The sequence below is a fragment of the Streptomyces sp. DS1-CR2 genome, from assembly GCF_055760475.1.
In genome coordinates, this window is sequence record NZ_CM147085.1 from 128,573 (window position 1) to 152,882 (window position 24,310).

Consider the following 24,310-nt stretch of genomic DNA (forward strand, 5'->3'; position numbering starts at 1 on the left):
CGTCCGGACACTCTTCGACCGTTCTTCCATCACGACCGGCCGTCGGTGGTCTGCCTCCGCTTCGAGATTTTCGAGATTGCGGAGGGGAGGCAACTCGGCAGGAGCGCCACCGCCGCCACGCAGCACCACGGAGTCGGACTCTCGGCACGCGATCAGCTGCTCCGGGGGCTGATGCGAATACAGCCTCCCCGTACGGCGGTTGGCTTTCGTCGAGGCCCCGCACTCCGGACAGGTGAAGGGTATGGCGTCAGGGTTCCCCATGCCGGTTGCCTTCCGACGAGCGAGTTCGCCCCCTGCTTGCCCGCGATGACTCAGCCTATCCAGTGCCGGGCCGTTATGCGCTTGCCTCAGAGCGACTCTGTGCGTGGCGCCGACAGTCGGCTTGACCATCGGGGCAGCCCTTGGCGCTAACGGCTGCCCCGATGGCCCTCAAGGCCGGAGTCCGTGTGCCGGGCAGCCAGGACGATCGGCCGACCGCACACGGAATGCGCGTCAGCCGCCGAGGAACGCCTCGCTGAACTTCTCCACCAGAGCGGTCGCCCCGGCACCGGCGGCGATTTCAGTGATCCGCTCCCACAGCGATCGGCGCAGCTCGGGGGTGTCCTCGACGTCGATGATCTCGTCCTGGAGACGCTCGATGGCTATCTGGTCGCTTTGCATGGCGAAGTCCATCTTCACGCGCCCCAGAAGGGAGACGAGGTCACCGGCCTCCAGTCCGGTGCGGGCGGCGCTCTGCGCGGTCGAGCCGCTGACATGAGCGCCGCCCTCGGCGAAGTTCATGGCGTTGCCCGTGAACTGGCCGCCGGAGATGCTGATGTCGATGTTCTTGCCGTTGCTCGCGTTGTCGTCCATGTATGCCTCTACATCTCCTTCATAGCGTTCGGCGCAGACGCGCCCTTGCGGGGTGAGATAGATCGGGGCCCCAGTCAGCCAGCCCTCCGGAAGAACCAGCAGACCGTAGTCAGCCAAAACAACGGCACATACATAGGCGCGGCCCGCGTGGTTGCAGGTATTCGTCCGCCGGGGGTAGGAGTCTCCGGATACGTAGACGTTGCGCTCCATGGTGTACATGCCGTACTGGGTGCGGGTGAAATCGCGCAGGGGGCGGGAAGCGGTGGCCGACCGCTCATTCATGCTGAGCCACATCAGAATCAGCCGCTGTGTCTTACGGGCGCACAACCCGTTCTCCGCGACTCCCAGAATGAAAATAAGGGCCATATCGTCCGGTTCGTTCATCACTCTCCTCGCACTGTTCCGCAGTTGGTGAGGAACATGGTCTCCGCCTGGGAGCGGCTCAGCGGGCCGTCGTAGGCGGAGATCAGGGCGCTTATCGCGGTGAAGTACGCGTCGATCCGGCTCTCGTCCCCTGTCTCGGCGAAGTGACGGCACGCGAGCCCGTGCTTGATCCGGGCGGCGCTGATGTCGGGGAAGTTCGCGATCAGCGCCAGGGCGGCGTCATCGTCGTCCAGGTGGGCCGGGGCGAAGGTCAGGTAGTGGGTGCGGTGGGTCATACGCGGTTCAACGCCGGAACGGGACGGAAGGCCATCACCCATTCGGCATCCGGCAGTTTTGCAGGGCATGGAACCCAACACGGTCTTCGAGGCGATCACCGGCGTCCCGGCTCCCCGGGACGAAGCTGTCGTTGCCGAGCCGATGAACATGGAGAACGCGGGAGCCGCCTGCGACTTCTGCGCGGACGGCTCGATCTTCGGAACCGGGTCGGCACCAGTGGTGTGGGCCTTCCCTGCCGGGCAGACCGAGCAGTCCGCCGAGCTCGTCCCGGGCTCGGGTATCCGGATCGGCATGCCCATCGCCGCGATGCTCTGGAAGGCGTGCGAGCGCTGCCGCCGGCACATCGAGGGCGTCAGCCGTGGCGGCTGCCCAGTAGGTCGCGTCGTGCGGGGACCAGGGCCCGCCACCGGGCACGGGTGGCCCTTTCGCCGTCCAGCCAGCGGGGCGGGGTGTGGTCGGCGGGCAGCGGAAGGCCAGCCAGGAAGTACGCGATATCGGTGTAGTAGGCGTACGTGCCGTCGCTGGTCTGCTCGCGCAGCCGGGCGATGGTGGCGCTCAGTGCCTCGTGGTCGTCGAGAACGGCCTGGTGGAAGGCGACGGCGACTTCGAGGGTGGGCGTCATGGAGGTGAGGCCAGCGACGTCGACCTGGGCCTGCCACCGCAGCACGTCCGGCCGCACCCGCACACCCGCAGTGCGCTCGTCCCTGCCCAGCAGGCTCCGATAGGAGGGATGCGCCTCCTTGTAGAGGTCGCAGCCGACCAGTACCGCGCCGCCCCGACGATCGAGCATCGCCTTCAACACCTGGCATGCGGTGGACTTTCCGCTGCCGGGCGGTCCGCCGACCAACACGACCACCGGACGCTCCTGAGAAACAGCATCGCCGGTCCAGACGGGCAGAATCTGCGCCGCCAGGATCTCCTCGTGCTCGTGCTCGGACAGCACGACCGGGACGACATCCGCGTCCTTCACCGCGCTCCCTTCCTCTCCACGGCCCGGCCCAGCAGGCGGGTCCGTATCCTCATGGGCGGGCGTCCGCAGCCAGCTCCAATGGCTGCGGACGCCCTTGTGCTGCTCGGGGTCAGAAGCCGATGTAGAGGCCCGGGCTTGGGGAACATCGGTACAGCGGTTGGCGCTGAGAACGATCATGGTCAGTGAGCGGGGAATTTCTAGCACGAGTGGTCTGCTTCCCGGGGCCCTTCGGCCAAAGAACCACGGTCTGTAGCGGCGGGTGGTTGGCTCCGCCGCATGCCGGTGGAATTTCTGACGGATGACCAGGCCGAGGCGTACGGGAAGTTCGTCGAGGAGCCGACGCGCCCGGAGCTGGAGCGCTTCTTCTTCCTGGACGACGTGGACCGCGATCTGATCGCGCTGCGGCGCACCCAGTACCACCAACTGGGCTTCGCTCTCCAGATGTGCACGGTGCGCTACATCGGCAGGTTCCTCCCCGACGATCCGCTGAGCGTCCCGTGGCCGGTGCTGGAGCACCTGGCCGAGCAGCTCGGCATCGAGGACGTCTCGGTGGTGAAGCGGTACACCGAGCGTCCGAAGACGGCGTACGAGCACGCGTGGGAGATCCGGGACGCGTACGAGTACCACGAGTACGACGACCCGGAGTGGGGTCGGAAGTTCCGGACGTTCCTGCACGGGCGGGCGTGGACCGCGCATTCGGAGGGGCCGAAGGCTCTGTTCGACTATGCGGTGGGCTGGCTGCGGAAGCACCGGGTGCTGCTGCCCGGGGTGTCGGTGCTGGCGCGGCAGGTGTCCGAGGTCCGTGAGATCGCGGACAAGCGCCTGCACACGACGGTCGCCAGGGCGGCCTGGCGGGCGGACTGGTCGCTGCCCGCCGATCTGGTGGCGCTGCTGGAGACGCCGGAGGGTCGGCGGTACTCGTACCTGGAGACCTTCCGCCGGCCGCCGACGAAGACCACGGGGACGGCGATGAAGCGGGCGCTGGAGCGGGTGGATGAGATCGCGGTGTACCGGTTGGGGCGGGTGAAGCTGGACAAGCTCCCGCCGAACCGGCTCGCTGCGCTGGCCCGGTACGGCCTGGGGTCGAAGGCGACGAGCCTGGAGCGGGCTCCGGAGCCGAAGCGCACCGCGATGCTGACCGCGGTGATGCGGCACCTGGAGGCCAAGGCGATCGACGATGCGCTGGAGCTGTTCACGGTGTTGATGTCGACCAAGCTGCTCAGCACGGCGAAGCGGCTCACGAACAAGGACCGGCTCTCCACGCTGCCGCAGCTGGAGAAGGCGTCGCGCATCACGGCCCGCATCTCGAAGGTGTTCATGGAGGAGCTGGAGCACATCGAGGAGAGCGGCGCCAAGGTGGATGCGGCCGCGATGTGGAAGGCCCTGGAGGAGGTTGCGCCGAGGGCCCAGTTGTGGAGCGCGGCCGCCACGGTGGCGAGCCTGGTCCCGGAGGGCGACGATTCGGCGGAGATCGCGATCCGCGAGGCGCTGGCCAACCGGTACAACACGGTGCGCCCGTTCCTGTCGCTGCTCGGCGACACCAAGATGCTCGGCGCGGCCCCGGCCGGGGAGCGGGTCCTGGCCGCGGTCAAGGGCCTGCCCGCGCTCAGTCGGCGCCAGGTGACGAAGAAGCCGCTGCTGAAGCGGGAGGTCGACGACAAGGTGGTGCCGCCGTACTGGCGCAAGGCGGTGTACGCGAACAAGGACCTGCCGCAGGGCGCGGTGGACCGCGACGCGTATGTGGTGTGCGTGCTGGAGCAGCTGTACCGGGCGCTGGTCAGCCGCGCCATCTTCGCGTCCCCTTCGCACCGTTTCTCCAACCCGCGGGCCCGGCTGCTGGACGGCAAGCCGTGGCTGGCGGTGCGCGAGGACGTACTGGCGGGCCTGAGCCTGGAGGCGCCCGTCGAGGAGCATCTGGCGGAGCTGGTGCGGGTGTTGGACGCGGCGTGGAAGCAGATGGCGGAGCGCCTCGAAGAGGCCGGCGCGGATGCGAAGGTCAGCATCGAGATACCCGAGGGCGGCGGCCGCGCGAAGCTGAACGTCGACAAGCTCGGGGCGCTGGGGGTACCCAAGTCGCTGGCCTGGCTGCGGCGCCGGGTGGAGAAGATGCTCCCGAAGATCGACCTGCCGGACCTGTTGTTCGAGGTGCACTCCTGGACCGGGTTCCTGGACGCCTTCGTGCACCTGGGCGACGGCAAGACCCGCATGAAGGACCTCACCACCTCGGTCGTCGCGCTGTTGGTGAGCGAGGCGTGCAACATCGGCATGACTCCGGTGACCAACCCCGGCCACGAGGCGCTGACCCGCTCCAGGCTGGTCCACGTCGACCAGTACTACCTGCGCGCGGACACCATTGCCGCGGCCAACGCCGCGCTGATCGAGGCCCAGGCGAAGGTGCCGATCGTGGCGCACTGGGGCAACGGGCTGCTCGCCTCCGTGGACGGCCTGCGCTTCGTTGTCCCGGTCCGCTCCATCAGCACCGCCCCGAATCCGAAGTACTTCGGGTTCAAGCGCGGCATCACCTGGCTGAACGCTGTCAACGACCAGGTCTTCGGCATCGGGCAGATGGTCGTCCCGGGCACGCCGCGGGACTCCCTGCACATCCTGGACGCCCTGCTGAACCTCGACGGCGGGGTGAAGCCGGAGATGGTCGCCACCGACAACGCCTCGTACAGCGACATGGTGTTCGGTCTGTTCAAGATCCTGGGCTACAACTTCTCCCCGAGGTTCAAGGACCTGGACGACCAAAGGTTCTGGCGGGCGGAGATGGACGGGATCGAGACCGGCGGTTACGGGCCGCTGGCGGATCTGGCCCGCACCAACAAGGTGAACCTGAAGAAGGTGACCGCGGAGTGGGAGGAGATGCTGAAGGTGGCCGGCTCGCTGGTCACCAACCAGGTGCGGGCCTATGACCTGCTGCGGATGTTCGGCAACCATGGACGGCCCTCGCCGCTGGGGCAGGCGTTCGCCGAGTACGGGCGGATCGCCAAGACCCTGCACCTGCTCCAGGTCGTCGACCCGGTCGATGACACCTACCGGCGGCAGATGGGCAAGCAGCTGTCCGTCCAGGAGTCCCGCCACACCCTCGCCCGGGACATCTGCCACGGCAAGCGGGGCACCATCCACCAGGCGTACCGGGACGGCATGGAGGACCAACTCGGGTCGCTGGGGCTGGTGCTGAACGCCGTCGTGCTGTGGACGACGAAGTACATCGACGCCGCGGTCGCCCAGCTGCGCGCCGAGGGCCACGCGATCAGCGATGAGGATGTCGCCCGCCTGTCCCCGCTGAAGTTCAAGAGCCTCAACGTCCTGGGCCGCTACAGCTTCACCCCCTCCACCCCGCCCCAGGGCCTGCGCCCGCTGCGCGACCCGGACGCTCCCGAGCTCGACGACGACGAAGACGGGGACGAGTGGGCCGCCCCGGCACAGGACTCGTCGACTTCTCGCAGTGCTACGACTGGGCTGGGAGCAGGGTGAGGCGGACGCTGCGGCCCCCCAGGTGGAGGCTGAACGGGGCCACGATCTCCTGGCCGACGGTCTCGACGTCCACGCCGTGCACGGACACGGCGCGGGTTCGCGCGTTCTTGTACGACGACGGGGTGGGCGTGGGGGAGCTGGACGGTGCGTTCGTGATCGGGTCTGGTGTGGGAGGAGGGAGCTTGAGTTCTAGAGATCGTCGCAACACCCCAGCTCAGGGGATGCGATGGACTTCAAGATTCGAGGGTCACGGGCTGTCGGCGGGCACAGGAAGCTCCGCGAGGAGCGGGAGCAATACTTGCTGCTCGTGGGGCGGGGTCTTCTCGTTGTGGCGGGCGGCGTTCTCGGCGTCCGGCAGGGCCGTTGCCCTGGGTTCACGTCATGGAGACGACGACTTTGCCGGCCTTCGCGCGGCCCTTTTCGGCGTACTCCATGGCCTGAAGGGTCTCGTCGAAGGGGAAGACCCGGTCAACGAGGGGGCGGATCTTCCCGGCGTCGATGAGGGGGGCGAGCTCGCGCAGCTGGTCGCCGCTGGCCTTGATGAGCAGGAAGGAGTACCGCACGCCGAGCTTCTTGGCGCTGCGCCGCGTCTTGGCGCTCAGGACGGCCGTGCCGATACGCATCACCGCGTTGAGGCCCAGCTGGCGGGCGACGTCCGGGTCGGGCGGGCCGGCGACGCTGATGGCCAGGCCACCGGGCTTGAGCACGGTCATGGACTTGGCGAGGTTGTCGCCGCCGAGGCTGTCCAGGACGAAGTCGTAGCCGCTCAGTACCTCGGAGAAGTCCTGCGTGCGGTAGTCGATGACCTCGTCCGCGCCGAGTTCCTTCACGAGGTCGACCTTGGCGGTGCTGGCAGTGGAAGCCACGTGCGCGCCGAGCGCCTTCGCCAGCTGGATGGCGATCGAGCCGAGGCCCCCGGCGCCCGCGTGGATGAGGACCTTCTGGCCCGGCTGCACGTTGGCCCGCTCGACCAGGGCCTGCCAGGCGGTCAGCGCGACCAGGGGGAGGGAGGCGGCCTCGGTCATGGTGAGCGTGGCGGGCTTGGCCGCCAGGTCGTCCTGGTGGACGGCGAGGAGTTCGGCGAAGGTGCCGATGCGGTCCTGGTCGGGCCGCGCCCAGACCTCGTCGCCCACCGCGAAGCGGGTGACGGACGATCCGACGCGGACGACGGTCCCGGCGAGGTCGTTGCCCAGGACGAGCGGGAGACGGTACGGCATGATCGCCTTGAGGGAACCGTCGCGGATCTTCCAGTCCAGCGGATTGACGCTGGCCGCGTGGATCTTGACCAGGACGTCGTCGGCGCCCACCTGGGGGTCGGGTATCTCGGCGGCACGCATGTTGGACGCGTCACCGTACTTCTCGACCATGAAGGCCTTCATCGTCATCTCCGTTCGTGTGGTCTCCCGTCCAAGCGGGAGGGGTGTTCTGTCCGTGAGTGGTTTGTCTCGTTAAGAGACAGTTTGTGGTGCTCTTCTGGTCCGTGCGCTCCGCGTCGGCACGGCAGTGGCCGGTGCTTGCGCGGAGAGCCCTGCGGCGGCCGTGTTTGCGGGCTCAGGCCACCGGCACGACCGGGCGGCATGGCGCTGACCTTGTCGAGGCGCGCGTACTGCTCGTCGGTGAGCTGGACGTCGAGGGCTGCGAGGTAGCTGTCGGCGCTGCCCTGGAAGGGGCCGCCGGCCTCGGCGAACCGGTCGAAGATCCGGCGGGTCTCGTCGGGCTCGGCGCCTGCGCCCCAGCCGGTGCCGAGGTTCGCGGTGCCGAGCGCGTACTCGCAGACGCGCAGTCCGGTCCTGCGGCCGAAGGCCGCGCAACGCATGAGAAGTCCTTGCGCAAGGGGGCCCGGAAGGCCGTCGTGCCGTGGTGGAGGGGGTGAGCGTCAGCCCGCGGTCGGCTGGGGCGCCGCGGACAGGCCCTGCTTGACCTGCCGGGTGACCTCGTCGGCGAGGATCTCGGGCTGGCCCGCCTCGATGCCGAGCAGTGCCTGTGCCGCGACGTCGGCGGGGGAGACCTTCTGGTCGGCGGGGACGCCGGCGGCCATGTCGGTGTCCATGTAGGCGACGTGCAGCGACGAGACCTTGATGCCGCGGGGCGCCAGCTCCTCGCGGGTCGCGTCGCTCATCGCCCAGGCGGCGGCCTTGGAGGCCGCGTAGGAGCCGGCGCCGGCCGGGTGGTACCAGGACAGGGCGGACAGGACGTTGAGAACGGCGCCGCCGCCATTGCCCTCGATGACCGGGGCGAAGGCCCGGGTCGCGATGAGCGGGCCGACGTAGTTGGTCATTACCTCGCGGTGCACGTCGTCCAGGTCGCCGCCGATGAGCGTCGCGCCGGTGGCGAGGCCCGCGTTGTTGATCAGCAGCGTCGCATCCGAGGCGATGCGGGCGGCCTCGTGGATCGACTCCGGGTCCGTCACGTCGAGGCGCAGCGGCGTGACGCCCGGCAGGTCGACCGTCTCGGGACGGCGGGCCGCCGCGTAGACCTTGGCGCCGTGCTCGACGAGCTGGGCGGCGAGGTGCCGTCCCAAACCCCGGTTGGCGCCGGTGACGACCGCGACCGCGTTCTTGAGTTCCATGCTCGCTCCTGGCCTTCGCAGGCGCCGTCGGAGCACCCGCGTCAATTAGATTGCAGCCACAATCTAAACACGTGACTAGGATAGATGCCAATCGACATCCAAACTGGTTCGTGCAGGAGGTGGCCATGGGCCGCGTATCGCAGGCGCAGGCGGAGGAAAATCGCAGGCGGGTGGTGGACACCGCATCCCGGCTGTTCCGGGAGCAGGGCACTCACGTCAGCGTCGCCGATCTCATGAAGGCGGCCGGCCTCACCCACGGCGCCTTCTACAAGCAGTTCGCCTCCAAGGAAGCGCTCGTCGATGAGGTCACCGCCCAGGTCTTCGATGAGATCGCACGGCGCAATGCGGCCGGGCTCGAGCGGCACGACGGGCAGCGGGATGCCGCTCAGCGGGCCCTGTTCGACACCTACCTCTCCGTCGAACACCGTGACAACGCGGCGGACGGCTGTCCGGTCGCGGCTCTCGCCGTCGATATCGCGCGCGGACCCGAAGGCCGCGAGGCGCGCCGTACCTACGCGGAGGGCGTGGCCGACTTCGCCGCGTTCCTCGCCCCCGCCGAGGCCGTCACGGACGGCGAGGACATCGGGGGCGGCGAGGGCGTCGGGGGCGGCCTCGCCCGGCTGTGCACCCTGGTCGGTGCTCTGGTCCTGTCCCGGGCCACCCAGGGCTCCCCGCTCTCCGAGGAGATCCTCGCCGCCGCGCACGCGGCCCTGACGGAAGCCGACTGACCGGGGGCCCGGCGTCGGGCGCCGCGCGGCGTGTGCGCACCGGCCGCACCCGCGAGGTGACGCGGGGTCCGACCACGAGTTCGACGCCGTGATGGTTTCCGTCGCGCGTCGACAGGTCGAACGGATACGGATGCTGGAGCGGGAACTCACGGGCGCCCACCCGAGCGACATCGACCCCGACGCCGAGTGATTCTCACAAACGGCCCTTTGCCCGAGCAAGATCAAAAATGACGTCCCGGTGATCACGAACCGGCGGTTCGGTTCGCAGAACTCGTTCTCACTCAAAAGTGGGTTCGGGGTACTTCTGGGAATCGTTTGTGACAGTCTCCGGTGCCATGACGGTCCCTCAAGAGGCTTCCGCGAGCGACGCGGACGATGTCGAGCGCCATCCCTGCCCGCGGTGCCGGGCCGAGCCCGGCTCGCCGTGCCGCTCGCGCTCCGGCGCGGTCGCCGGCACTTACCACACCGGCCGCTTCACCAAGGTGCCCCGGCTCGCCAAGCTCCTGCGTGTGCCCACCCCCGCCGACCGTGGGCCCGGTCAGCCGTGGCGCCCCGGCACCCCGGTCCCGCTCGCCCTCGCGCCGGACACCCCGAGTGCCGACATCCGTATCGGGTACGCCCGTTGCTCGACGCTCACCCAGGAACTCCAGTCGCAGCTCGACGCGCTCGCCAAGCACGGCATCGAGCGCGACAAGGTGTTCTCCGAGAAGATCAGCACCCGTGTACGGGTGCGGCCCCAGTTCGAGGCCGCGCTCGCGCTCGCCCGCCAGATCAAGGCCCACGCCCCGCACTGCCGGGTCATCTTCACCGTGTACGAGATGAAGCGCCTCGGCCGCGACGCCGCCGAACTCACCGCGCTCGCCGACCACCTCACCGCCCACGGCCTGGTCCTGGAGATGCTCGCCGGGCCCCTGCCCGGGATGTACGACCCGAGCGGGCCCGGCCGACTGCTGTTCGCGTTCTTCGCGGCGATGGCGGAGACCGAGCGCGAGAACATCCGGGAGTCGACCCTCGAAGGACTCGACGCGGCGGCCCGCAAGGGCAAGCACGGCGGCCGGCCGCCCGTCATCACCGACGACATGCTGCACACCGTGCTCAGGCGCCGGGCGAACGGCGAGTCGGTCGAGCAGATCCAGCCCGACCTGATCATCCCCACCGGCAAGCGCAAAGGTCAGGCCCCCAGCGTCGCCAGCGTCTACCGGGCGCTCGCCGAGCACGAGAAGCAGGAGGCGTACCCCGAGGCCGTCGCCCAAGCGCACGCCGACTTCGCCGACCTCCAGGACGTCGACGACATCCCTCGCCCTCGCAGAGTCCGCATCCGGCGCCCGGACGATCCGCTCACGCCTGAGGAGGCCGATCTCCGCCAGCGACTCCAGACCCAGCCTCACCCGAACTCGAAGCCGTAGAACGGTGGCCCCGTATGCCGATCCGCCCCGAGAACCGCGACCGCTACCCGGCCAACTGGCCAGAGATAAGCGAGGCGATCAAGAACCGTGCCGGGTGGCAGTGTGAGTGTGAAGGGGAATGCGGACGCGGCAGCCACACCGGCCGGTGCCCCAACCGGCACAGACAGCCCGCGTACGGCACTGGCTCCCGCGTCATCCTGACGACCGCTCACCTCGACCACACGCCGGAACACTGTGAGCCCGACAATCTTCGCGCGATGTGCCAGGGCTGCCACCTGCATTACGACCAGGACCACCACGCCCGCACCTGGGCCGAGGCCCGACTTGCAGCGCTCGAAGCCTCCGGACAGCTCACGTTCGAGATGTAGCCAACCCGACCAAGATCGTTCTCAGCGCCAACCGCTGTACCGATGTTCCCCAAGCCCGATGTAAGCCGCTCAGCGATGCCGCCCCTGAGCGGTGATGAAGTTAGGGAGTCTCTCCATCCAAATGGGCTCGTGCCAACCGAATGAATTCGCGTTGGGCTTCGTGGAGGGCTAGCCAATCACCTTCTGGGAATTGAACCTTAAAATCACTGCGTGGCTGTGTGGCCATGTGGAGGATGGACATCTTTCCGAGATGCGAAAGAAGATCGATTGCCTCCAGTGCTCGCCACAGTCTGGAGTGCATCTCGTCGGGCAACGGTGCGCCGTTAAGGGCAATTGCCTCGTCCAAGACTTGGGCGGCCTCGTGCGCAACCCCCCATTGCCCGGAGTTGCGCTGTTCTTCTGTCCGCAGGCCGTAGACAAGCATTCGCCCGTCTATGCAGTGCATCTCGATGCTTAGCGCGGCGACCACCTCAATAATTGAGGACATCAGTCTTTGCCCGACCTGGATCAGGTCGTCTGAGCTTTCCAACAGGAGCTGCTGAAATTTCTCTGACGCAAGATCAGAATTCTCTTCCATCTGGTCCCGCATGGGCATGGCTGAATGGTAATGAAGGAAGTTAATCTCTGTCCGCAACTTCACGACAGAGCGGGCAAATAGCTCGACTCTTCCAAGAAATTCGGACCACACCGTACGTTGGACGGTACGTCGCCACTGAGCGTGTTGATGCCTCCCTTGTGCCGCTACCGCTTCGATGGCCGCTTCCGACTGGCGGAGTGCGGCCACGATGGTTGCCTCTGCCTGCCGGCGCGCTCCGCGCGCCTGCCAATGGGCACCTAAAAGACCTATACATACGCCAACTATGGCAATTAGGGCCGCTGCAATGGCGGCTGCACCCTGGTCCATGCGGGCATATTGCCCCGCCAGCCTTGCTGATACTGCGGATAACGAGAACGACCTTCAGACGGCGCACGGTGCGGGCGCGTGCGTGATGGCGTGCCGGAACAGCTGCTCGTCAACATCGGCCGCTCTGTGCCGTAGCGCTCGGACGGGTTCGGGCGAGCTTTATTACTGGGTTGCGAGGCCCGCGGGGTCGATCTCGAACGGGAACGGGGTCTTCACCGCGGTGATGGTGCCGGCGATGGCGGTGGCCTGCTCGGCGTAGCGGCCGCGGTGCAGGGTGCCCATGATGATCCGCGGGGTGGGCTGCATCTCCACGCGCCAGTAGTGCGGGATTCCGGCCTCGGCGTACCGAATGGGCTTGACGGTCCGGTCTACGTCGGCGTTGCTCGGGGAGACGATCTCGACGACGAGTTGTACGGCCTCGGGGTCGATGACGGCGGGGTCGTCGGCGGTGGCTGCCTGGTCGACGACGACGAGATCGGGGATGAACATCCCGCCGGGGGTTCGCACGTTGACGGCTTCGAGGATCTCGACGGGAGCGCCCGCTGCGCGGGCGGCGGCCTCGATGGCGACGTGCAGCCGGTGACTGACCCGCTGATGACGTACGCCGGGGGCGGGGGACACGATCAGGGACTCCCCGAGAAGCTCGTACCGATGGCTCCGGTCCTCCGGGAGCGCGAGGACGTCGGCGACGGTCCAGGGGCCGGTGTGGTCGATGGCGGCGACGCTCATGGTCTCGCTCCTCTCCGTCTCGTGCGGGCCGTACGCCCAGTGTGACGTATGGCCTAGGCCGCTGTCCCGGTGCTGAACGCGCCGGGGGGATGTTGACCCTCGGAATATCGCTGCTGATGTCGGGCGCCCGTTGGGCGAGGGGTCCCACACGGAGGTTGGCACAAAGGGGCCCCGCCGGATTCCCGGCGGGGCCTGGACGCGCATGGTGGTGTCGGAGGTGGAGCTCGGCGGAAGCGGTTGAGGCGTTGAACCGAGCGGGAACCAATCGCGGAAGAGTTGGCGCTCTACAGGGACTGGGCTACGACGCGGCCGATCAGAACCTGCTGGATGGGCACTCCGTCGATCTCCGTCTCGAGATCCGGCCGATCCTCACCGCTGACTAGGTGGACGCGGACCACAGGACCGCTGTCCCCCCTTCCGATGCCGACGCCGTTGACTCGTGGATCATCGGAAAAGCGCAGGTCGAGCGCATTTTTCACTGCCTCAACAGTCTCAAAATCAACCATGAACCCTCGCCTCCTTCCTCATCAGGGTACGAGGGTGGCATTCAGACGCCTCAGCACGGGCCCCAAAGGTGTCACGAACGTTACGGGGACGCCGCGCTCGTCGTCTCTCTCCACACCCGCAAAGACAAGCCCAATGGGTTCCTTGGTGTCTTCGCGGACGACCAATGACCCACTGTCTCCCCCGTCGCTGAACCAGGGACCCCACTTCCGACTTCTTTCTACGACTAGCTGATTAACAAACGTCCGAGTGCCCTTCGTCCCGTACCCGACATCAGTGCTCATCCTGAAGGCCACAACTTTCCCCCGCGTGCGACCCGTGGTCCGCCCGCGCTTGACCACATAAATATCCTGGGTCGCAATCATCCTCGGTGTTAGATCAACCGGGGCAGCAAGACCAGCCATCTCCCCCCAGTCATGTGACTTGCCCTCGTCGAGTAGACAGAGAGCGATGTCCAAGGACACTTTCATACCGAGAGGGCTGTCCAGGTAAGTCGATGCGAGCGACACGTCTGACGCAAGAATGCCGATACGACTTATGTCGAGCCTGCCTCCGTCCTTGGGGCCCGGTTGCAGGATGATGTCGTTTTGAGCGGCATCGTCACAATTAGCCAACACGTGGTTATTTGACAAGATATGGACGCCGGGTTGGTCGTCGACATAAACAAACCCGCCCAGCGTGCCAGCGCTGATCTCCGGATGACCGATGGACATACCAGGCGTCAGAGGAAGAGTCGGAAGCGCTCCGCACTGCCTCTGAGCTTCGACGCGGCCGATAATTTCGATGCGCGCCTCTTTGTGCGCCTCTTCGTATATGTAATCAGCTACCTCTCGGGCTTCCTGAGTGTCCACCTGGAGGAGCACGAGGAGCGCAAACTGACCTCGTTCACCGACAGTGATACCGATACCCACACCACCGAGATCCGGGCTGAGTGGCCTGGGGCCTCTGCGGCATAGGCAGAAGCCATCTGCTCTTTGCGCGGCAGCAGCTTCCCTACTGTGAGCGACTCAAGGAGATGTTCTTGAAGCTCCACTGCTGACGCCAACTCCACGACGCGCCTCCCAAGCGGGACGACCTTGACGTGTCTGTCTCTTGTCAGGTTCTCATCGGACGGCGGACCTCACCAACGGGGAGGCCACGTGGCGCGGACTCTCAGAGCGGCGCCGGTGAGGCCGTCCGAGGGAATCGCATCGCTTGCGGCTCCCCGCTGAAGTCAAGAGGGGAAGGACTCGAAGCGTGCTAGCTGCTTCCTGCGGTTCCAGCGGTTTCCCGCTCACCGGACTGATCATCACTGGTGTAGGCGTCGCTTGTGTGGTGACGGGAATCGTCATGTCGTTGCACGAGCACCGCAAATCCCCCAGCGCATTGGGTGTTCTGGAAGGCCTGGCAAAACTCGCTGAAGCTCTGCGTGAGTACCCGACTGGCCGTTTCCTCGTCGTCTGGGGAACAGTCCTGATGCTGGTCGGCGGCGTGGTCGGTGGCGTGAGTGGGTTGGCGGCAGCCCTCTGAACCCGGTGGTCGCGAACGGTACCGGGACCATGAAGTGATGCGGCAGGACGAGGCCGATCGGCAGCGCGGCCGCGAACGCCTAGGCCTGCACGCACGTGACCTTGCGGAGAGCTGACGATGTCGGCTTGACCTGCTGGCTCTGGCGGGCTTCGGTGCCGGCCTCGGACTGGGTGGCCGTATGAAGTTTCCGGTGCGGGTGGCTGAGGCGGAGACGGCAAGCGATGTGCCCACCGGTGAGGGCTGGGCCTTTGAGTGGAAATTCGACGGCGACCGCGCGGTTCTGTGGCGCGAGGCGCCGGGCGTGCGGGTTCAGTCGCGGAGCGGGCGGGATGTGACGGCGGTCTGGCCTGACCTGGCGGCCGCGGGGATGGCGCTGCGGCCGGGGACCGTCTTGGACGGTGAGTGCGTGGTGTGGCGCGGGGGCCGGGTGGATTTCGGGGCGGTGCGCTCGCGGGCGTCATCCTCGGCGGCGCGGGCGGCGGAGCTGGCCGAGCGGTGGCCCGCTTCGCTGCCAACCGGAGTGCGCACGGGTTCGTTCACCACATCCGGAGTAAGGATCACGCGAAGTCAGCAGGTCAAAGACCCGTGTTCGAGACATCCCTCGTCAGCGTGAGAATTCCGCAATTACTCGCAGAATCCTGCAGCAAGGCCCGTAATCTGCCGGTCCATGGGGGAATCCGAAACCCGCCCGCACCGTGCAGACTGCGCGCCAGGTGAGCCGGCCGTCGGGCTGGCGGACGTCTTCACGCTCCACCGGCACCCGCGGACACGGGCTGGTCCGCAGAGCGAGCGCGACTACTTCTTCGACACTCTCGCGGAGTACCAGTGGGCGCGGGACGCTGCCGGCCTGATGCCGTCGACCATCGAGCAGTTGGTCAAGCCCGTGATCGAGGTGTGCGAGCACTACGACATCGTGCCGTGGGAGCTCACGCCGACACTGCTCGACCGGTACTTCGCCGGGCCGGGTAAGCGGAGTCGGGCGACGGTCCGGGCGAAGATCAACAAGGTCGACGGATACTTCGCGTTCCTGGAACAGCGGTACGCCGGGGAGATCGGCAGGCACTTCGGGGCGGTGGTGGAGTCGCCGGTCGATCCGTTCAACCGGCCGAGGCACCGTGGGGACTTCGGGCTGCGGGTGCCGCCGTCGCAGCGCGCGATGAAGGAGTTCTTCTCCCGGTGGCGGGAGGCGCTGCCTCTGGCCAGGAAGGAGGCGGTGGCCTACCGGGATTATGTGATGGCGAAGATCGCGTATCTGTCGGGGGTGCGGGCGGCGGAGCTGTGCGGCGTGGCGATCGGTGACGTGCATTGGGAGTCGGGGCGCTGGGGCCGGTTCATCGTCCAGGGCAAGGGAGCCCGGGGTTCGGGGCCGCGGCAGCGCGAGGCGTTCCTGTTCGAGCAGGGCCGGGAGCTGCTGTGGTGGTACATGGTCGAGGTCCGCGGGTTGTTCCGGGACGATCCAGAGAATCCGGCGGCGCCCCTGTTCCCTTCCGAGCGGTTGCCGGAGGCGGTGGCGGCGCTGGACTTCACGGTGGCGCCAGCGGTGGTGCCGGCGACGTTCCGGCGGTCGGTGAAGGCGGCCTCCCGGCTGTATTTGCCGGGGCCGGTGACGGAGTTGTTCCCGCACTTGTTGCGGCACGCGTGCGCGACCCACAACTACGAGCGGGGGATGACGTTGTGGGAGGTGCAGCGGATGTTGGGCCATATCTGGACGACCACGACGGTGACGTATTTGGCGACCGCGCAGGCTGATCCGGAGCAGGCGGAGCGCTGGCGGTCCTCGGCGGATCGGGCAGGTCAGCGGCTGATGGCGGACAAGGGGAGTTTGCGGTGAAGTGGAATCTGCGCTGGGCGGCTGCCCGGCAGGACATTTGGCGGCCGACAGATCTGCAGGCCGCGTTCACGCAGGTGGGTTTCACCCCGTCGCTGAGCAAGGTCTCGGCGTTGTGGGGCGGCACCCCTGTGACAGTGCGCCTGGAGGACCTGGACAAGATCTGCGCGGCCCTGAAGTGCACGGTCGCGGACCTGCTGGAGGCCGAGCCGGTCGCGTCCGCTGGCGGCGAGTTCGACCGGGAGCACAAGGCGGTCGGCGACGGGACCACTGGAGTGCGGCCGGTGCCGCGTCGGGACGGTCCGCGTCGGCTGCGGCCGCCGAACTGACCCCCCCGGGCAGGTCAGCGATGGCGGTATTGCAGTGCGTGGTGTGCCTGACCTGGGGAGTGTCGAAGGTCTACAACGGCGGGAAGTGCTGGAGCTGCGCGGTCTGGGTCAAGAGCCGCCCTGCGGGGGTGTGCGCGCGGTGCCGGCGCGACGGGCACGTCGACGGCGACGGGCTGTGCCGGCCGTGTCTGGCCGCGGTGCGCGAGGAGACCGCTGCCGGGATTGAGGCGGTCTTCCCGGCGGCGACACCATTGCGCCTTTACGCAGGGGCCCTGGGGGTGCAGTCGGCTTGGCGACTGCCGCGCCGTGCGCGCGGGGCGGCCGAGCCAGCGTTGCGCCCGGCTCTGGGCGCGCTGCCGGGCGACGCGGACGGCGGTCGGGTGTGCCCGGCCGCGGTATGCGGACAGCTTCCGTTGTTCGATGCTCGGCGGCGCCTGGAGCGCGCCCACGCCCAGCAGATCACCGGACGGCATTGGGCCGAGGAGGAACAACTCGCCATCCGTGTGGAGGCGATGGCGGTGGCCGGAGGGCTGAGCACGACCTGGCGGTGGACGCTACTGCGCATGCTGCGGTGCGCGCTGGCGATCCGGGACGCCGACGGCGAGGACCTGGTCGCCGAAGAAGTGCTGGACCAGATCGCGCTGCCGCTGGCAGGCGCGGCCCGCGAGGTACTGGCGCAGGCCGGGATGCTGCGACCGCGCACACGCCCCGCCCCGACACGCCGTCCGGTGCGAGCGTGCGGGCACTGCGGAAGCTGGGGAATCACCGCGTCGACGCTGTGCCGGGGCTGCAGCTGCTGGAAGGAGCAGTCCACGCGGTACCCGGTCGGGCGCTGCGGCAGGTGCGGCCGGGAGGCCCTGCCAGTCCACCGGGAAGAGGGGATGTGCCGGGGCTGCCTCACCTACGTGCGCGAACGCGGCGCCGAGGCGTCCACGGAACCCTTCACGCAGTTGACGTTCTCTGCCCCGCTGGCCCACCAGCTCAAACGCCGGGCCGGGGAGCTCGGCTTCGTCGTCCACCAACGCTCCGGGCCGGTGGCCCGCGAGCAGGCCCGCAGGCGCCAGGCCGCGGCTGCTGACCGGATCCGCGATGCCCGCGGGCCGGTGGATCCGCGTCAAGCTGCGTTGTTCGCGATGGCCCGCACCTGGAGCCGTGACCTGCACATAAGTCCCACCGCGCCGATGCCCCTGGACTGGCAATCCGAGGAACTCCTGGACGCCTTCACCGCCGACTACCCGCGCAATGTGCTGACCGACAAGCGCAGCGGGCCCGGCGCGGTCGTCCTCGTCCTGCGCGCCGTCCTAAGCAGGTGCGGCGGCGCTGCGGCGATCCCCGAACGTGACGTCCGGGCGGTAGCTGAGGTCGCCGCGGTCGGCGTCGCGACCGTGAAGAGGGTGATTGCCTTCCTCACATCGCAGAACCTGCTGGAGTCGGACGCGACGTCCGAGAATCCCACCCAGCTCCTCGACGACGTCGCGGACCGCATCAGCGGCGTGGTGCGTCGGCTGGATGACGAACAGCGCCAGGGCCACGACGAGAAGGCGCTGGCCGCCAGGATCGCGGAGCTGCCCGAGCCGGTGGCCGAGCAGATGCGCGCCTGGGTGCTGGTTCTGCGCGGCCAAGGCCGCTACCGGCACCCTGCCGCGGACTACCGCCGCATCCGCCGCTACCTGCGCACCGCCTGGCCCGCCGTGAGTGCTTGGGCGGCGGCCGGGATGGACCTGCGGCAGGTTACCGGCGACCACATCCGCGCCCAGCTTGCCGCCCGGCAGGGCAACCAGGCCCGCGGCCTGCACCACGCGCTGCGCAGCATCTTCCTCGCCCTTAAACAGCAGCGCATCACCTTCCACAACCCCACCGCCGGGATCACGCTGACCACCCCTGTCACGGTCCCGGTGCCACTGTCCAGCGACCGCCTGGCCGGCGCACTGGACCGGCTCAACAGTCCCGCCGCCCGGGTCATCGTCGCCCTGGTCGCCATCCACGCCGTCCACGTCATGGAAGTCGCCCGGCTCCGCCTGGACCACGTCGACCTGCGTGCCCGGATCTTGACCGTGCACCGGGGCGAGCGGGCGCATACCGTCCACCTCGACACCCTGACCACCAGCTTGATCACTGACTGGCTGCGCGAACGCCGCCGGTGCTGGCCGCGGGCCACCAACACGCACCTGGTCGTCACCGCCCAGACCTACCGGCACCCCGCCGGTATCCCCGTCAGCTACTGTGCCCTGCGCGCCGCGTTCGACCAGATCGGCCTCATGCCCCGTCAGGTCTGGGCCGACCGTGTCCTGGACGAGGCACGCCACACCGCCGACCCGGTCCACCTGGTCCGTCTCTTCGGGATCTCCCCCAACATCGCCGTCAAATACGTGCACGCCGCCCACCCCGACAAAGCCCTCCCCCGGATCCGGTGAGGGAGGCGGCCGCCACGGCCACCGGCTCCCTGGCCGATCATCGAAGCGGACAACGGGCAGCACGCGGGAGGACGCCGACAGCCCTCAGCACGCACGGGCGGGGCCGGGCGGGGGACCTCGCCGGGACCCGCGGTCGCACCGGGTAGATGTCGGTCATGCCGGGGACCTTGCCGGAGCCGATACTCGCCACCGCTGTAGACAGCCCCAGCCTGCCAGTAAACACAGCGGCGGAGCCGAAGTGGGACGGTTCTCCAGACACTTGAAGTTGTCTCATCCGAGTGACACCGCCGCAAATCCTGACAGCCACGCAAAGGGGGATGCATGGTTTTCCGGTTCACCGCGAGTGATCTACCGTGGTTCCTGAGCGCCATTGGCATGGCCGCGCTAGCAATCGCCTTCTTCGCGATGAGTGTCCACGCACTGATCCACGGACGGATGCCCGGCCGCCGACTGCAGGCAGCCGTGCGGTTCCCCCGTCTGTGGGGCGTCGGTGCCCTGCTGGTCGTCGTCGCGCTCGGTCTTCACTCCGCCTGGCTCCTCGGCGTCGCGGTCGGCATCGTCATCATCGGGCACGTCGCGAAGCGCGCAGTCTGGGCAGGACCCGCTACTTCCTCGGCAGCGCCAAGCCAGCAGCTGCCGTGGAGTCGGTCGCCATGACACTCAAGAAGGCCGAACCATGATCGCGTTAGAGCTCTTAGCTCAAGGCGAATTTCAACGCGGGAACCGAAGAACCGGAGTTGCGCGCAGGGATCTTCCAACGGAAAACGGTGCCGTCGCCGTCGACATAGATGAGGGTGCCGCCCCTCTCGGCTGCGGCAATATCGAAGACAGCCACGTCCTGGTGACCTATCTCGGGGGTAAGGACCGGCCCGCCTTCGCTGAATCCAATGGGAGCGACCTTTTTCGCGGCCTTGCTGTTCCTCGCCGTGACGGTGTGTCCATCCGCGGCCTTCCACCGCAAGCCGCCCTGTTCGGCGGTTGTGGTCACACGCGACTTGGTCCGATTCCTGGACTGGTAGTTGACGACAGCGAAGAGGCCGTGCTCCGGGGTGCCGAAGCTAGCCTCGAAGTTTCGTGACGGTCCGCCGACGGAGTCGGTGGACCGTTTTCGTGCCGTCGGCTGAGGCTGTGCATACCCAGGACCCGAGTGTCGTCTCGGGGTGGCGCCGGGTTCCACTGCTCCGGGTGTTGAGCTGCTGTCGTAGGGACGGGAATCCGTTGGTCAGCCGGGGTTCGGCAGGAGTGCGAGCCGTTCGAGGGCTGTGGTGATGTGGCTGGTCCAGGGCCAGTGCCGGGCCAGGCGGAGGATTCGCCGACGGCCGGTGGTCACGAGCTGTCCGGCCGCGGTGAACAGGCGGAGCCGCAGTCGGCGGGGCTCCCAGCACCTGGCCTTGCCCGTCAGTGCGAGCATCGGCATCCAGGCCAGCAGGTCCAGTGCGATCTGCACGATCTCCAGCCAGATCCGGTTCTGGGCCGTGCGGTGCAGAGGGAGATTGCGCAGGCCGGTGGCCCGGGCGGCGCGGATGCGGTCCTCGGCCCGGGCCCGCAGCCGGTGACGGAGCTCGAGCTCGGCGATCGGCCGGCCCGAGGTGTTGGTGGCGAAACAGGTCAGCCGCATGCCGTCCGCATCCGTGAGCCGCAACTGAGCACCGGGGTGCGGTCGTTCCTTCCTGACGATCAGCCGCATGCCCTCCGGCCAGCCGTCCAGAACGTTGCTGGTGAGTTCAGCGACCCAGGCGCCGTCACGGATCCCGCCCTCGGCCTCGACGGCCGCCGTCCAGGCCGATGCCGGAACCTTCAGCACATGCTGGTGGATCGCCTCGGTGATCACCATGCCGACCGAGTAGGACAGCCACCGTCCCCGCTGAGCGAGCCAGGCGACGAAGTCGTGGGTGCCGCCCGCGGAGTCGGTGCGGATCAACGTCCGGCGCCCGCGCCGGTACTTCTTCGGCAGCTGGGCCAAGGCCAGTCGGGCGGCGGTGATGTGGTCGGCGGCCGTGTTCGATCCCGCGTTGCCCGGCCTGAGCAGGGCCGCCACGGGCTCACCGGTGCCGCCCGGTCCGTGGTCGACGAACCCCATCAGCGGGTGGTGGCCATAGGTTCGCTTCCACGTGGGCGCGGCGTCCTCCTTGTCCGAGTGCGCGATCACCAGCACCCCGTCGAGGTCGACGGTCACCGTCCCGCCCGCATCAGGCGCTTCCCGGTCGGCCAACCGCCAGACATGTCGGCGGACTTCAGCCCGCGCGGCACGGATGGCCCGCAGGGCCTTCTCCCCGGAGGCTGCAAGGGTGTCTATGAGGCGGGAGACCGTCGGGTCGGAGGCCACCGGCCCGAACACGGCCGGCTCGGCCCGCAGCATGGCGACATCCGCGAGGCAGTCGCCGCCCAGCGCGACCGCCAGGGCCACGTCCAGCAGGATCTTGCCCGGGTCGTGCACCGCCCGAGTCTTCCGCCACGGCGTCAGCGCCGCTGATATCGCGGTGTCCAGGCCGGCCTTGCGGACGGTCTCGACCAGCAGCACGCCCCCAGCCTGCGAGACCACCGCCCGGCCGCCGCCCTCGATGCGGACACGCGGGTACGACCCGATACGCTTCTTCACCTGGAGAGTGCTTCTTTCCCTGCAGCCAACAGGACCCTAGACAAGTCCCATCGTTGCAGGTCAGGAGCACTCTCCGCTTATTTGATCAAGCCTCGGACACTCCACCTCGTGAAAGCGCGAGGCTAGTGCTGTCGGCGTAGACGACCGTATCCGGGGTGATCTGGGCAGCCCCCCGGCCACCGACACCTGCGGTATCCGCGCTCTGCCCCAACTTGAGCGTGGAGCGCGGGCTCGGCTGAGGTGTACTCCGGTCGTCGCTGCCCGTGCAGGCCGTAAGGCTCAGACAGCAGACGGCCGCCAGCGTGGAAACAGTGATGAGGTGGCGCATGATCCCCCCAATAGGAGCAGGCAAAGGAGGCGGATTCTGCCACAGCCAGAGAACCCTCGGAAGAGGGTTGCGTAGCCGTGACCGCCCTCCGAACCTGGTAAATCATGCAGGAGCCCCCACCTCCACGAACGTCAGCTTCACGTTACGGACCCGGTCGACCTTGCGCTGACCCGCCGGAAGGATCTCCGCCTGAGTGTCGCCGACCGGATGCACCCACCAAGCGTGGTTCCACATCGCCGGCGTCCGGCCTGACTTGAGGATCGTGCGGAGCGGGCTGGGGAGCGGGGAATCCCGGGGAACAACGGGCACCCACGGACAACATGCAACGCAACGGCCCCTGACCGATTTACCTGGTCAGGAGCCATCAACCTGCGCGGTGGGTGTGGGACTTGAACCCACGGTGACTCGCACCACGACGGTTTTCAAGATTGCCAAAGCGCCGACGCTCGCGTCCTCGATATCGCTCTACTTACGAACAGCCAAGTAGACGAAGAGCGCCGCGCCGATGCCCAACACGGACAACTGAACGGCCCCCGAAATGCGCCACCGTAGGGCGACAAGGCCAACACCTGTCACCGCCGCTGCCCCTACCAAGACCCACACCGCACGCCACGCAACCCTCGGGGCCTCCGGCACACTTTGCGGGTTCCAACGATCCCCCCATCCGATCCACGAATAGCTCCAGAGGAACCAGGCGATCACCGCCAGATCGACGATGAGAAGAACCACGGCGACCGCGACTTGTCGAAGTGCAGAAGGCTCACTCATGCGTTCAGCGTCCTCCGCCCGCCCCTGTTGCACATGAGCGCTCCTACTCAGTGTGGACCACGATCGGGAGCGTTCGCGGGGCCGTCTGGGCCATGGGAGGACGCTCAGCGATGACCAACGCTGACAACTGCCCACAGGCCCGTCGTACAGGCGCCATGACGGCGCCGGTGCTCGGCCGTCAGCGTGAGGTCCACTGGCGTGGTCGCTGGCCCGTCCGCGCACAACAGCGCATCGGTCAGCTCGGACAACGCGTCCCCGCGTGGTCGGGCAGTCGAAGAAGTCGTCCCGGAAGCGTGACGCCACCGCGAACGGCTCACGTCCGGCATCGTGATGCAGCAGACTCACTCCCCAGGGCCTTCGTGCTGGTCAGGTGCCTCTTTGGTCGGAACACAGGATCAGACGGCGGCCGTGTACATGTCTCCGGAATCCTCGGATGAGCGCATGCGTTCACTTTGTAGTTCGGAGGCAGGGGCCCTACGGGGTGCTCAGCTTGGCCACGAGTCGGTCTCGGCCTGGTGAACCGTGAAGCGGTGCACGACGTCACGTTCCAGCATGTGACCATGCCCTTCGAACCCAGTACGCGTGTCCCGCGCCTGCCGGAGAACGATGATGGCCCCGAGAACCCCTCGAACTTGCGAGGCGACGGGTTCGCAGGCGGCTGCATAAGCCTGATCGTGCTGCTCATCGAAATCCCGGTCGCTTATCTGCTGGGTCTGACGTCGGTCATCCGTGGGAGGGGCAGTGCGGACGGGCAAACTGCGGCGCCAGCGATGGACTGGGCTCCGATCTTCTGGTTCGGCGGGTTCACGCTTGGCGTGCTAGTGATCGCCGTGCTCTTCCTGTACTCGGCACATCCGTTCGCAGGCGCGGTCCAACTGATCTTGGCAGCCATTGCACTGATCTTCACGATCACTGTTTGGCATGATCAGTACGAACGTGCCCACCCAGGAGCAGCAACCGGCGCAGTCATGCGGTCTTGGCACGGCGAAGCGTCACGGTTGGCCACCGGCGACCATAGAACAAGCTCAGTTTGAGCAGGCCAGGCGGAGGGCGAGGCGCACTCAACAAGGCGGGTGATGCGAGTGGCGGAGCATCGAAGCCCGCGCAGGAGCTCAAGCTCCAGCTCGCGCACCTGCCGGCGCAGGGCGGCGATCTCGGCGACCTTGTCCGCCTCCGCCCGCGCGGACGGCGCTTCGGCCGTCTCCGGCCTTGGGGACCAGCGGAACAGCCAGTAACGCTAAGCACTTGATCTTGCTGCGTTCGCCTACAACTCGAACGTCAGCTGCCCGCCGGTTTCGAGCGCGGTATGCCGGGTCTGGGCCCGGGTGCGGGCGTGGTGGTTACGGTCGTAGTGCAGGTGGCAGCCCT

At 67.8% G+C, this 24,310-nt stretch carries 24 protein-coding genes and 2 pseudogenes; 11 read left to right on the forward strand and 15 right to left on the reverse strand.

The window, feature by feature from the left end; translation table 11 throughout:
• Positions 1-492: 492 nt before the first annotated feature.
• From ACY0PA_RS00655 to ACY0PA_RS00665, 3 genes are all read right to left on the reverse strand, one after another.
• Positions 493-1,236: a hypothetical protein gene (locus tag ACY0PA_RS00655; protein ID WP_473082827.1), complete on the reverse strand. Its 744-nt coding sequence runs from the start codon at positions 1,234-1,236 to the stop codon at positions 493-495.
• Positions 1,236-1,511 (reverse strand): hypothetical protein, encoded by a 276-nt coding sequence (locus ACY0PA_RS00660; protein ID WP_473082828.1) that lies wholly within the window; start codon positions 1,509-1,511, stop codon positions 1,236-1,238. The genes ACY0PA_RS00655 and ACY0PA_RS00660 overlap by 1 nt, the downstream gene beginning before the upstream one ends.
• 353 nt (positions 1,512-1,864) lie before the next feature.
• A complete protein-coding gene (locus tag ACY0PA_RS00665; protein ID WP_473082829.1) occupies positions 1,865-2,482 on the reverse strand; it encodes a zeta toxin family protein in 618 nt (205 codons plus the stop codon).
• 276 nt (positions 2,483-2,758) lie between these two features.
• On the opposite strand from ACY0PA_RS00665, the pseudogene ACY0PA_RS00670 reads away from it, so the two are divergent.
• Positions 2,759-5,875 (forward strand): annotated as a pseudogene (locus ACY0PA_RS00670) (Tn3 family transposase); the annotation flags it as partial.
• Between the two features lie 58 nt (positions 5,876-5,933).
• Here ACY0PA_RS00670 and ACY0PA_RS00675 read toward each other — a convergent pair.
• The 4 genes from ACY0PA_RS00675 to ACY0PA_RS00690 all read right to left on the reverse strand — a co-directional run bounded on the left by ACY0PA_RS00675 (position 5,934) and on the right by ACY0PA_RS00690 (position 8,528).
• Positions 5,934-6,164, reverse strand: a complete 231-nt coding sequence (locus ACY0PA_RS00675; RefSeq protein ID WP_473082830.1) for a hypothetical protein — start codon at positions 6,162-6,164, stop codon at positions 5,934-5,936.
• 169 nt (positions 6,165-6,333) lie between these two features.
• Complete coding sequence (locus ACY0PA_RS00680; protein WP_473086197.1) at positions 6,334-7,338, reverse strand: NADP-dependent oxidoreductase; 1,005 nt, start codon at positions 7,336-7,338, stop codon at positions 6,334-6,336.
• 2 nt (positions 7,339-7,340) lie between these two features.
• Positions 7,341-7,775: a hypothetical protein gene (locus tag ACY0PA_RS00685; RefSeq protein WP_473082831.1), complete on the reverse strand. Its 435-nt coding sequence runs from the start codon at positions 7,773-7,775 to the stop codon at positions 7,341-7,343.
• 60 nt (positions 7,776-7,835) lie between these two features.
• Complete coding sequence (locus ACY0PA_RS00690; protein ID WP_473082832.1) at positions 7,836-8,528, reverse strand: SDR family oxidoreductase; 693 nt, start codon at positions 8,526-8,528, stop codon at positions 7,836-7,838.
• 125 nt (positions 8,529-8,653) lie between these two features.
• Here ACY0PA_RS00690 and ACY0PA_RS00695 point away from each other — a divergent pair, with 125 nt between their 5' ends.
• From ACY0PA_RS00695 to ACY0PA_RS00705, 3 genes are all read left to right on the forward strand, one after another.
• Complete coding sequence (locus ACY0PA_RS00695) at positions 8,654-9,256, forward strand: TetR/AcrR family transcriptional regulator (protein ID WP_473082833.1); 603 nt, start codon at positions 8,654-8,656, stop codon at positions 9,254-9,256.
• Positions 9,257-9,591: 335 nt separating this feature from the next.
• Positions 9,592-10,662, forward strand: a complete 1,071-nt coding sequence (locus ACY0PA_RS00700) for a recombinase family protein (protein ID WP_473082834.1) — start codon at positions 9,592-9,594, stop codon at positions 10,660-10,662.
• Between the two features lie 14 nt (positions 10,663-10,676).
• On the forward strand, positions 10,677-11,030 hold the full coding sequence (locus tag ACY0PA_RS00705; RefSeq protein WP_473082835.1) for a hypothetical protein: 354 nt from the start codon (positions 10,677-10,679) through the stop codon (positions 11,028-11,030).
• Between the two features lie 100 nt (positions 11,031-11,130).
• On the opposite strand, the gene ACY0PA_RS00710 is transcribed toward ACY0PA_RS00705, so the two are convergent.
• The 4 genes from ACY0PA_RS00710 to ACY0PA_RS00725 form a co-directional block, all read right to left on the reverse strand.
• Positions 11,131-11,934: a hypothetical protein gene (locus ACY0PA_RS00710; protein ID WP_473082836.1), complete on the reverse strand. Its 804-nt coding sequence runs from the start codon at positions 11,932-11,934 to the stop codon at positions 11,131-11,133.
• Between the two features lie 162 nt (positions 11,935-12,096).
• A complete protein-coding gene (locus ACY0PA_RS00715; RefSeq protein WP_473082837.1) occupies positions 12,097-12,663 on the reverse strand; it encodes a Uma2 family endonuclease in 567 nt (188 codons plus the stop codon).
• A 284-nt stretch (positions 12,664-12,947) separates the two neighbouring features.
• On the reverse strand, positions 12,948-13,169 hold the full coding sequence (locus ACY0PA_RS00720; RefSeq protein ID WP_473082838.1) for a hypothetical protein: 222 nt from the start codon (positions 13,167-13,169) through the stop codon (positions 12,948-12,950).
• Between the two features lie 21 nt (positions 13,170-13,190).
• On the reverse strand, positions 13,191-14,078 hold the full coding sequence (locus ACY0PA_RS00725) for a Nal1-like putative serine protease (protein WP_473082839.1): 888 nt from the start codon (positions 14,076-14,078) through the stop codon (positions 13,191-13,193).
• Positions 14,079-14,403: 325 nt separating this feature from the next.
• Between ACY0PA_RS00725 and ACY0PA_RS00730 the strand changes: the two genes are divergently transcribed.
• From ACY0PA_RS00730 to ACY0PA_RS00755, 6 genes are all read left to right on the forward strand, one after another.
• Complete coding sequence (locus ACY0PA_RS00730; RefSeq protein WP_473082840.1) at positions 14,404-14,676, forward strand: hypothetical protein; 273 nt, start codon at positions 14,404-14,406, stop codon at positions 14,674-14,676.
• A 178-nt stretch (positions 14,677-14,854) separates the two neighbouring features.
• Entirely contained in the window at positions 14,855-15,289 is a 435-nt protein-coding gene (locus ACY0PA_RS00735; RefSeq protein ID WP_473082841.1) for an ATP-dependent DNA ligase, read from the forward strand.
• Positions 15,290-15,343: 54 nt separating this feature from the next.
• Positions 15,344-16,507, forward strand: coding sequence for a tyrosine-type recombinase/integrase (locus tag ACY0PA_RS00740; protein ID WP_473082842.1), 1,164 nt, complete (start codon positions 15,344-15,346; stop codon positions 16,505-16,507).
• Entirely contained in the window at positions 16,504-16,833 is a 330-nt protein-coding gene (locus tag ACY0PA_RS00745; protein ID WP_473082843.1) for a helix-turn-helix domain-containing protein, read from the forward strand. Before ACY0PA_RS00740 ends, ACY0PA_RS00745 begins: the two co-directional genes overlap by 4 nt.
• 20 nt (positions 16,834-16,853) lie before the next feature.
• Entirely contained in the window at positions 16,854-19,247 is a 2,394-nt protein-coding gene (locus ACY0PA_RS00750) for a hypothetical protein (protein WP_473082844.1), read from the forward strand.
• A 321-nt stretch (positions 19,248-19,568) separates the two neighbouring features.
• Positions 19,569-19,904, forward strand: a complete 336-nt coding sequence (locus ACY0PA_RS00755; RefSeq protein WP_473082845.1) for a hypothetical protein — start codon at positions 19,569-19,571, stop codon at positions 19,902-19,904.
• A 37-nt stretch (positions 19,905-19,941) separates the two neighbouring features.
• On the opposite strand, the gene ACY0PA_RS00760 is transcribed toward ACY0PA_RS00755, so the two are convergent.
• From ACY0PA_RS00760 to ACY0PA_RS00775, 4 genes and pseudogenes are all read right to left on the reverse strand, one after another.
• Entirely contained in the window at positions 19,942-20,235 is a 294-nt protein-coding gene (locus ACY0PA_RS00760; protein WP_473082846.1) for a hypothetical protein, read from the reverse strand.
• 234 nt (positions 20,236-20,469) lie between these two features.
• A complete protein-coding gene (locus ACY0PA_RS00765; RefSeq protein WP_473079639.1) occupies positions 20,470-21,846 on the reverse strand; it encodes an IS1380 family transposase in 1,377 nt (458 codons plus the stop codon).
• A 793-nt stretch (positions 21,847-22,639) separates the two neighbouring features.
• The gene (locus ACY0PA_RS00770) at positions 22,640-22,942 is read right to left on the reverse strand and encodes a hypothetical protein (RefSeq protein ID WP_473082847.1); all 303 of its coding nucleotides are present in this window, start codon (positions 22,940-22,942) and stop codon (positions 22,640-22,642) included.
• 149 nt (positions 22,943-23,091) lie between these two features.
• Positions 23,092-23,281 (reverse strand): annotated as a pseudogene (locus ACY0PA_RS00775) (NF041680 family putative transposase); the annotation flags it as partial.
• A 191-nt stretch (positions 23,282-23,472) separates the two neighbouring features.
• Here ACY0PA_RS00775 and ACY0PA_RS00780 point away from each other — a divergent pair.
• Complete coding sequence (locus ACY0PA_RS00780; protein WP_473082848.1) at positions 23,473-23,976, forward strand: hypothetical protein; 504 nt, start codon at positions 23,473-23,475, stop codon at positions 23,974-23,976.
• Positions 23,977-24,310 lie beyond the last annotated feature (334 nt).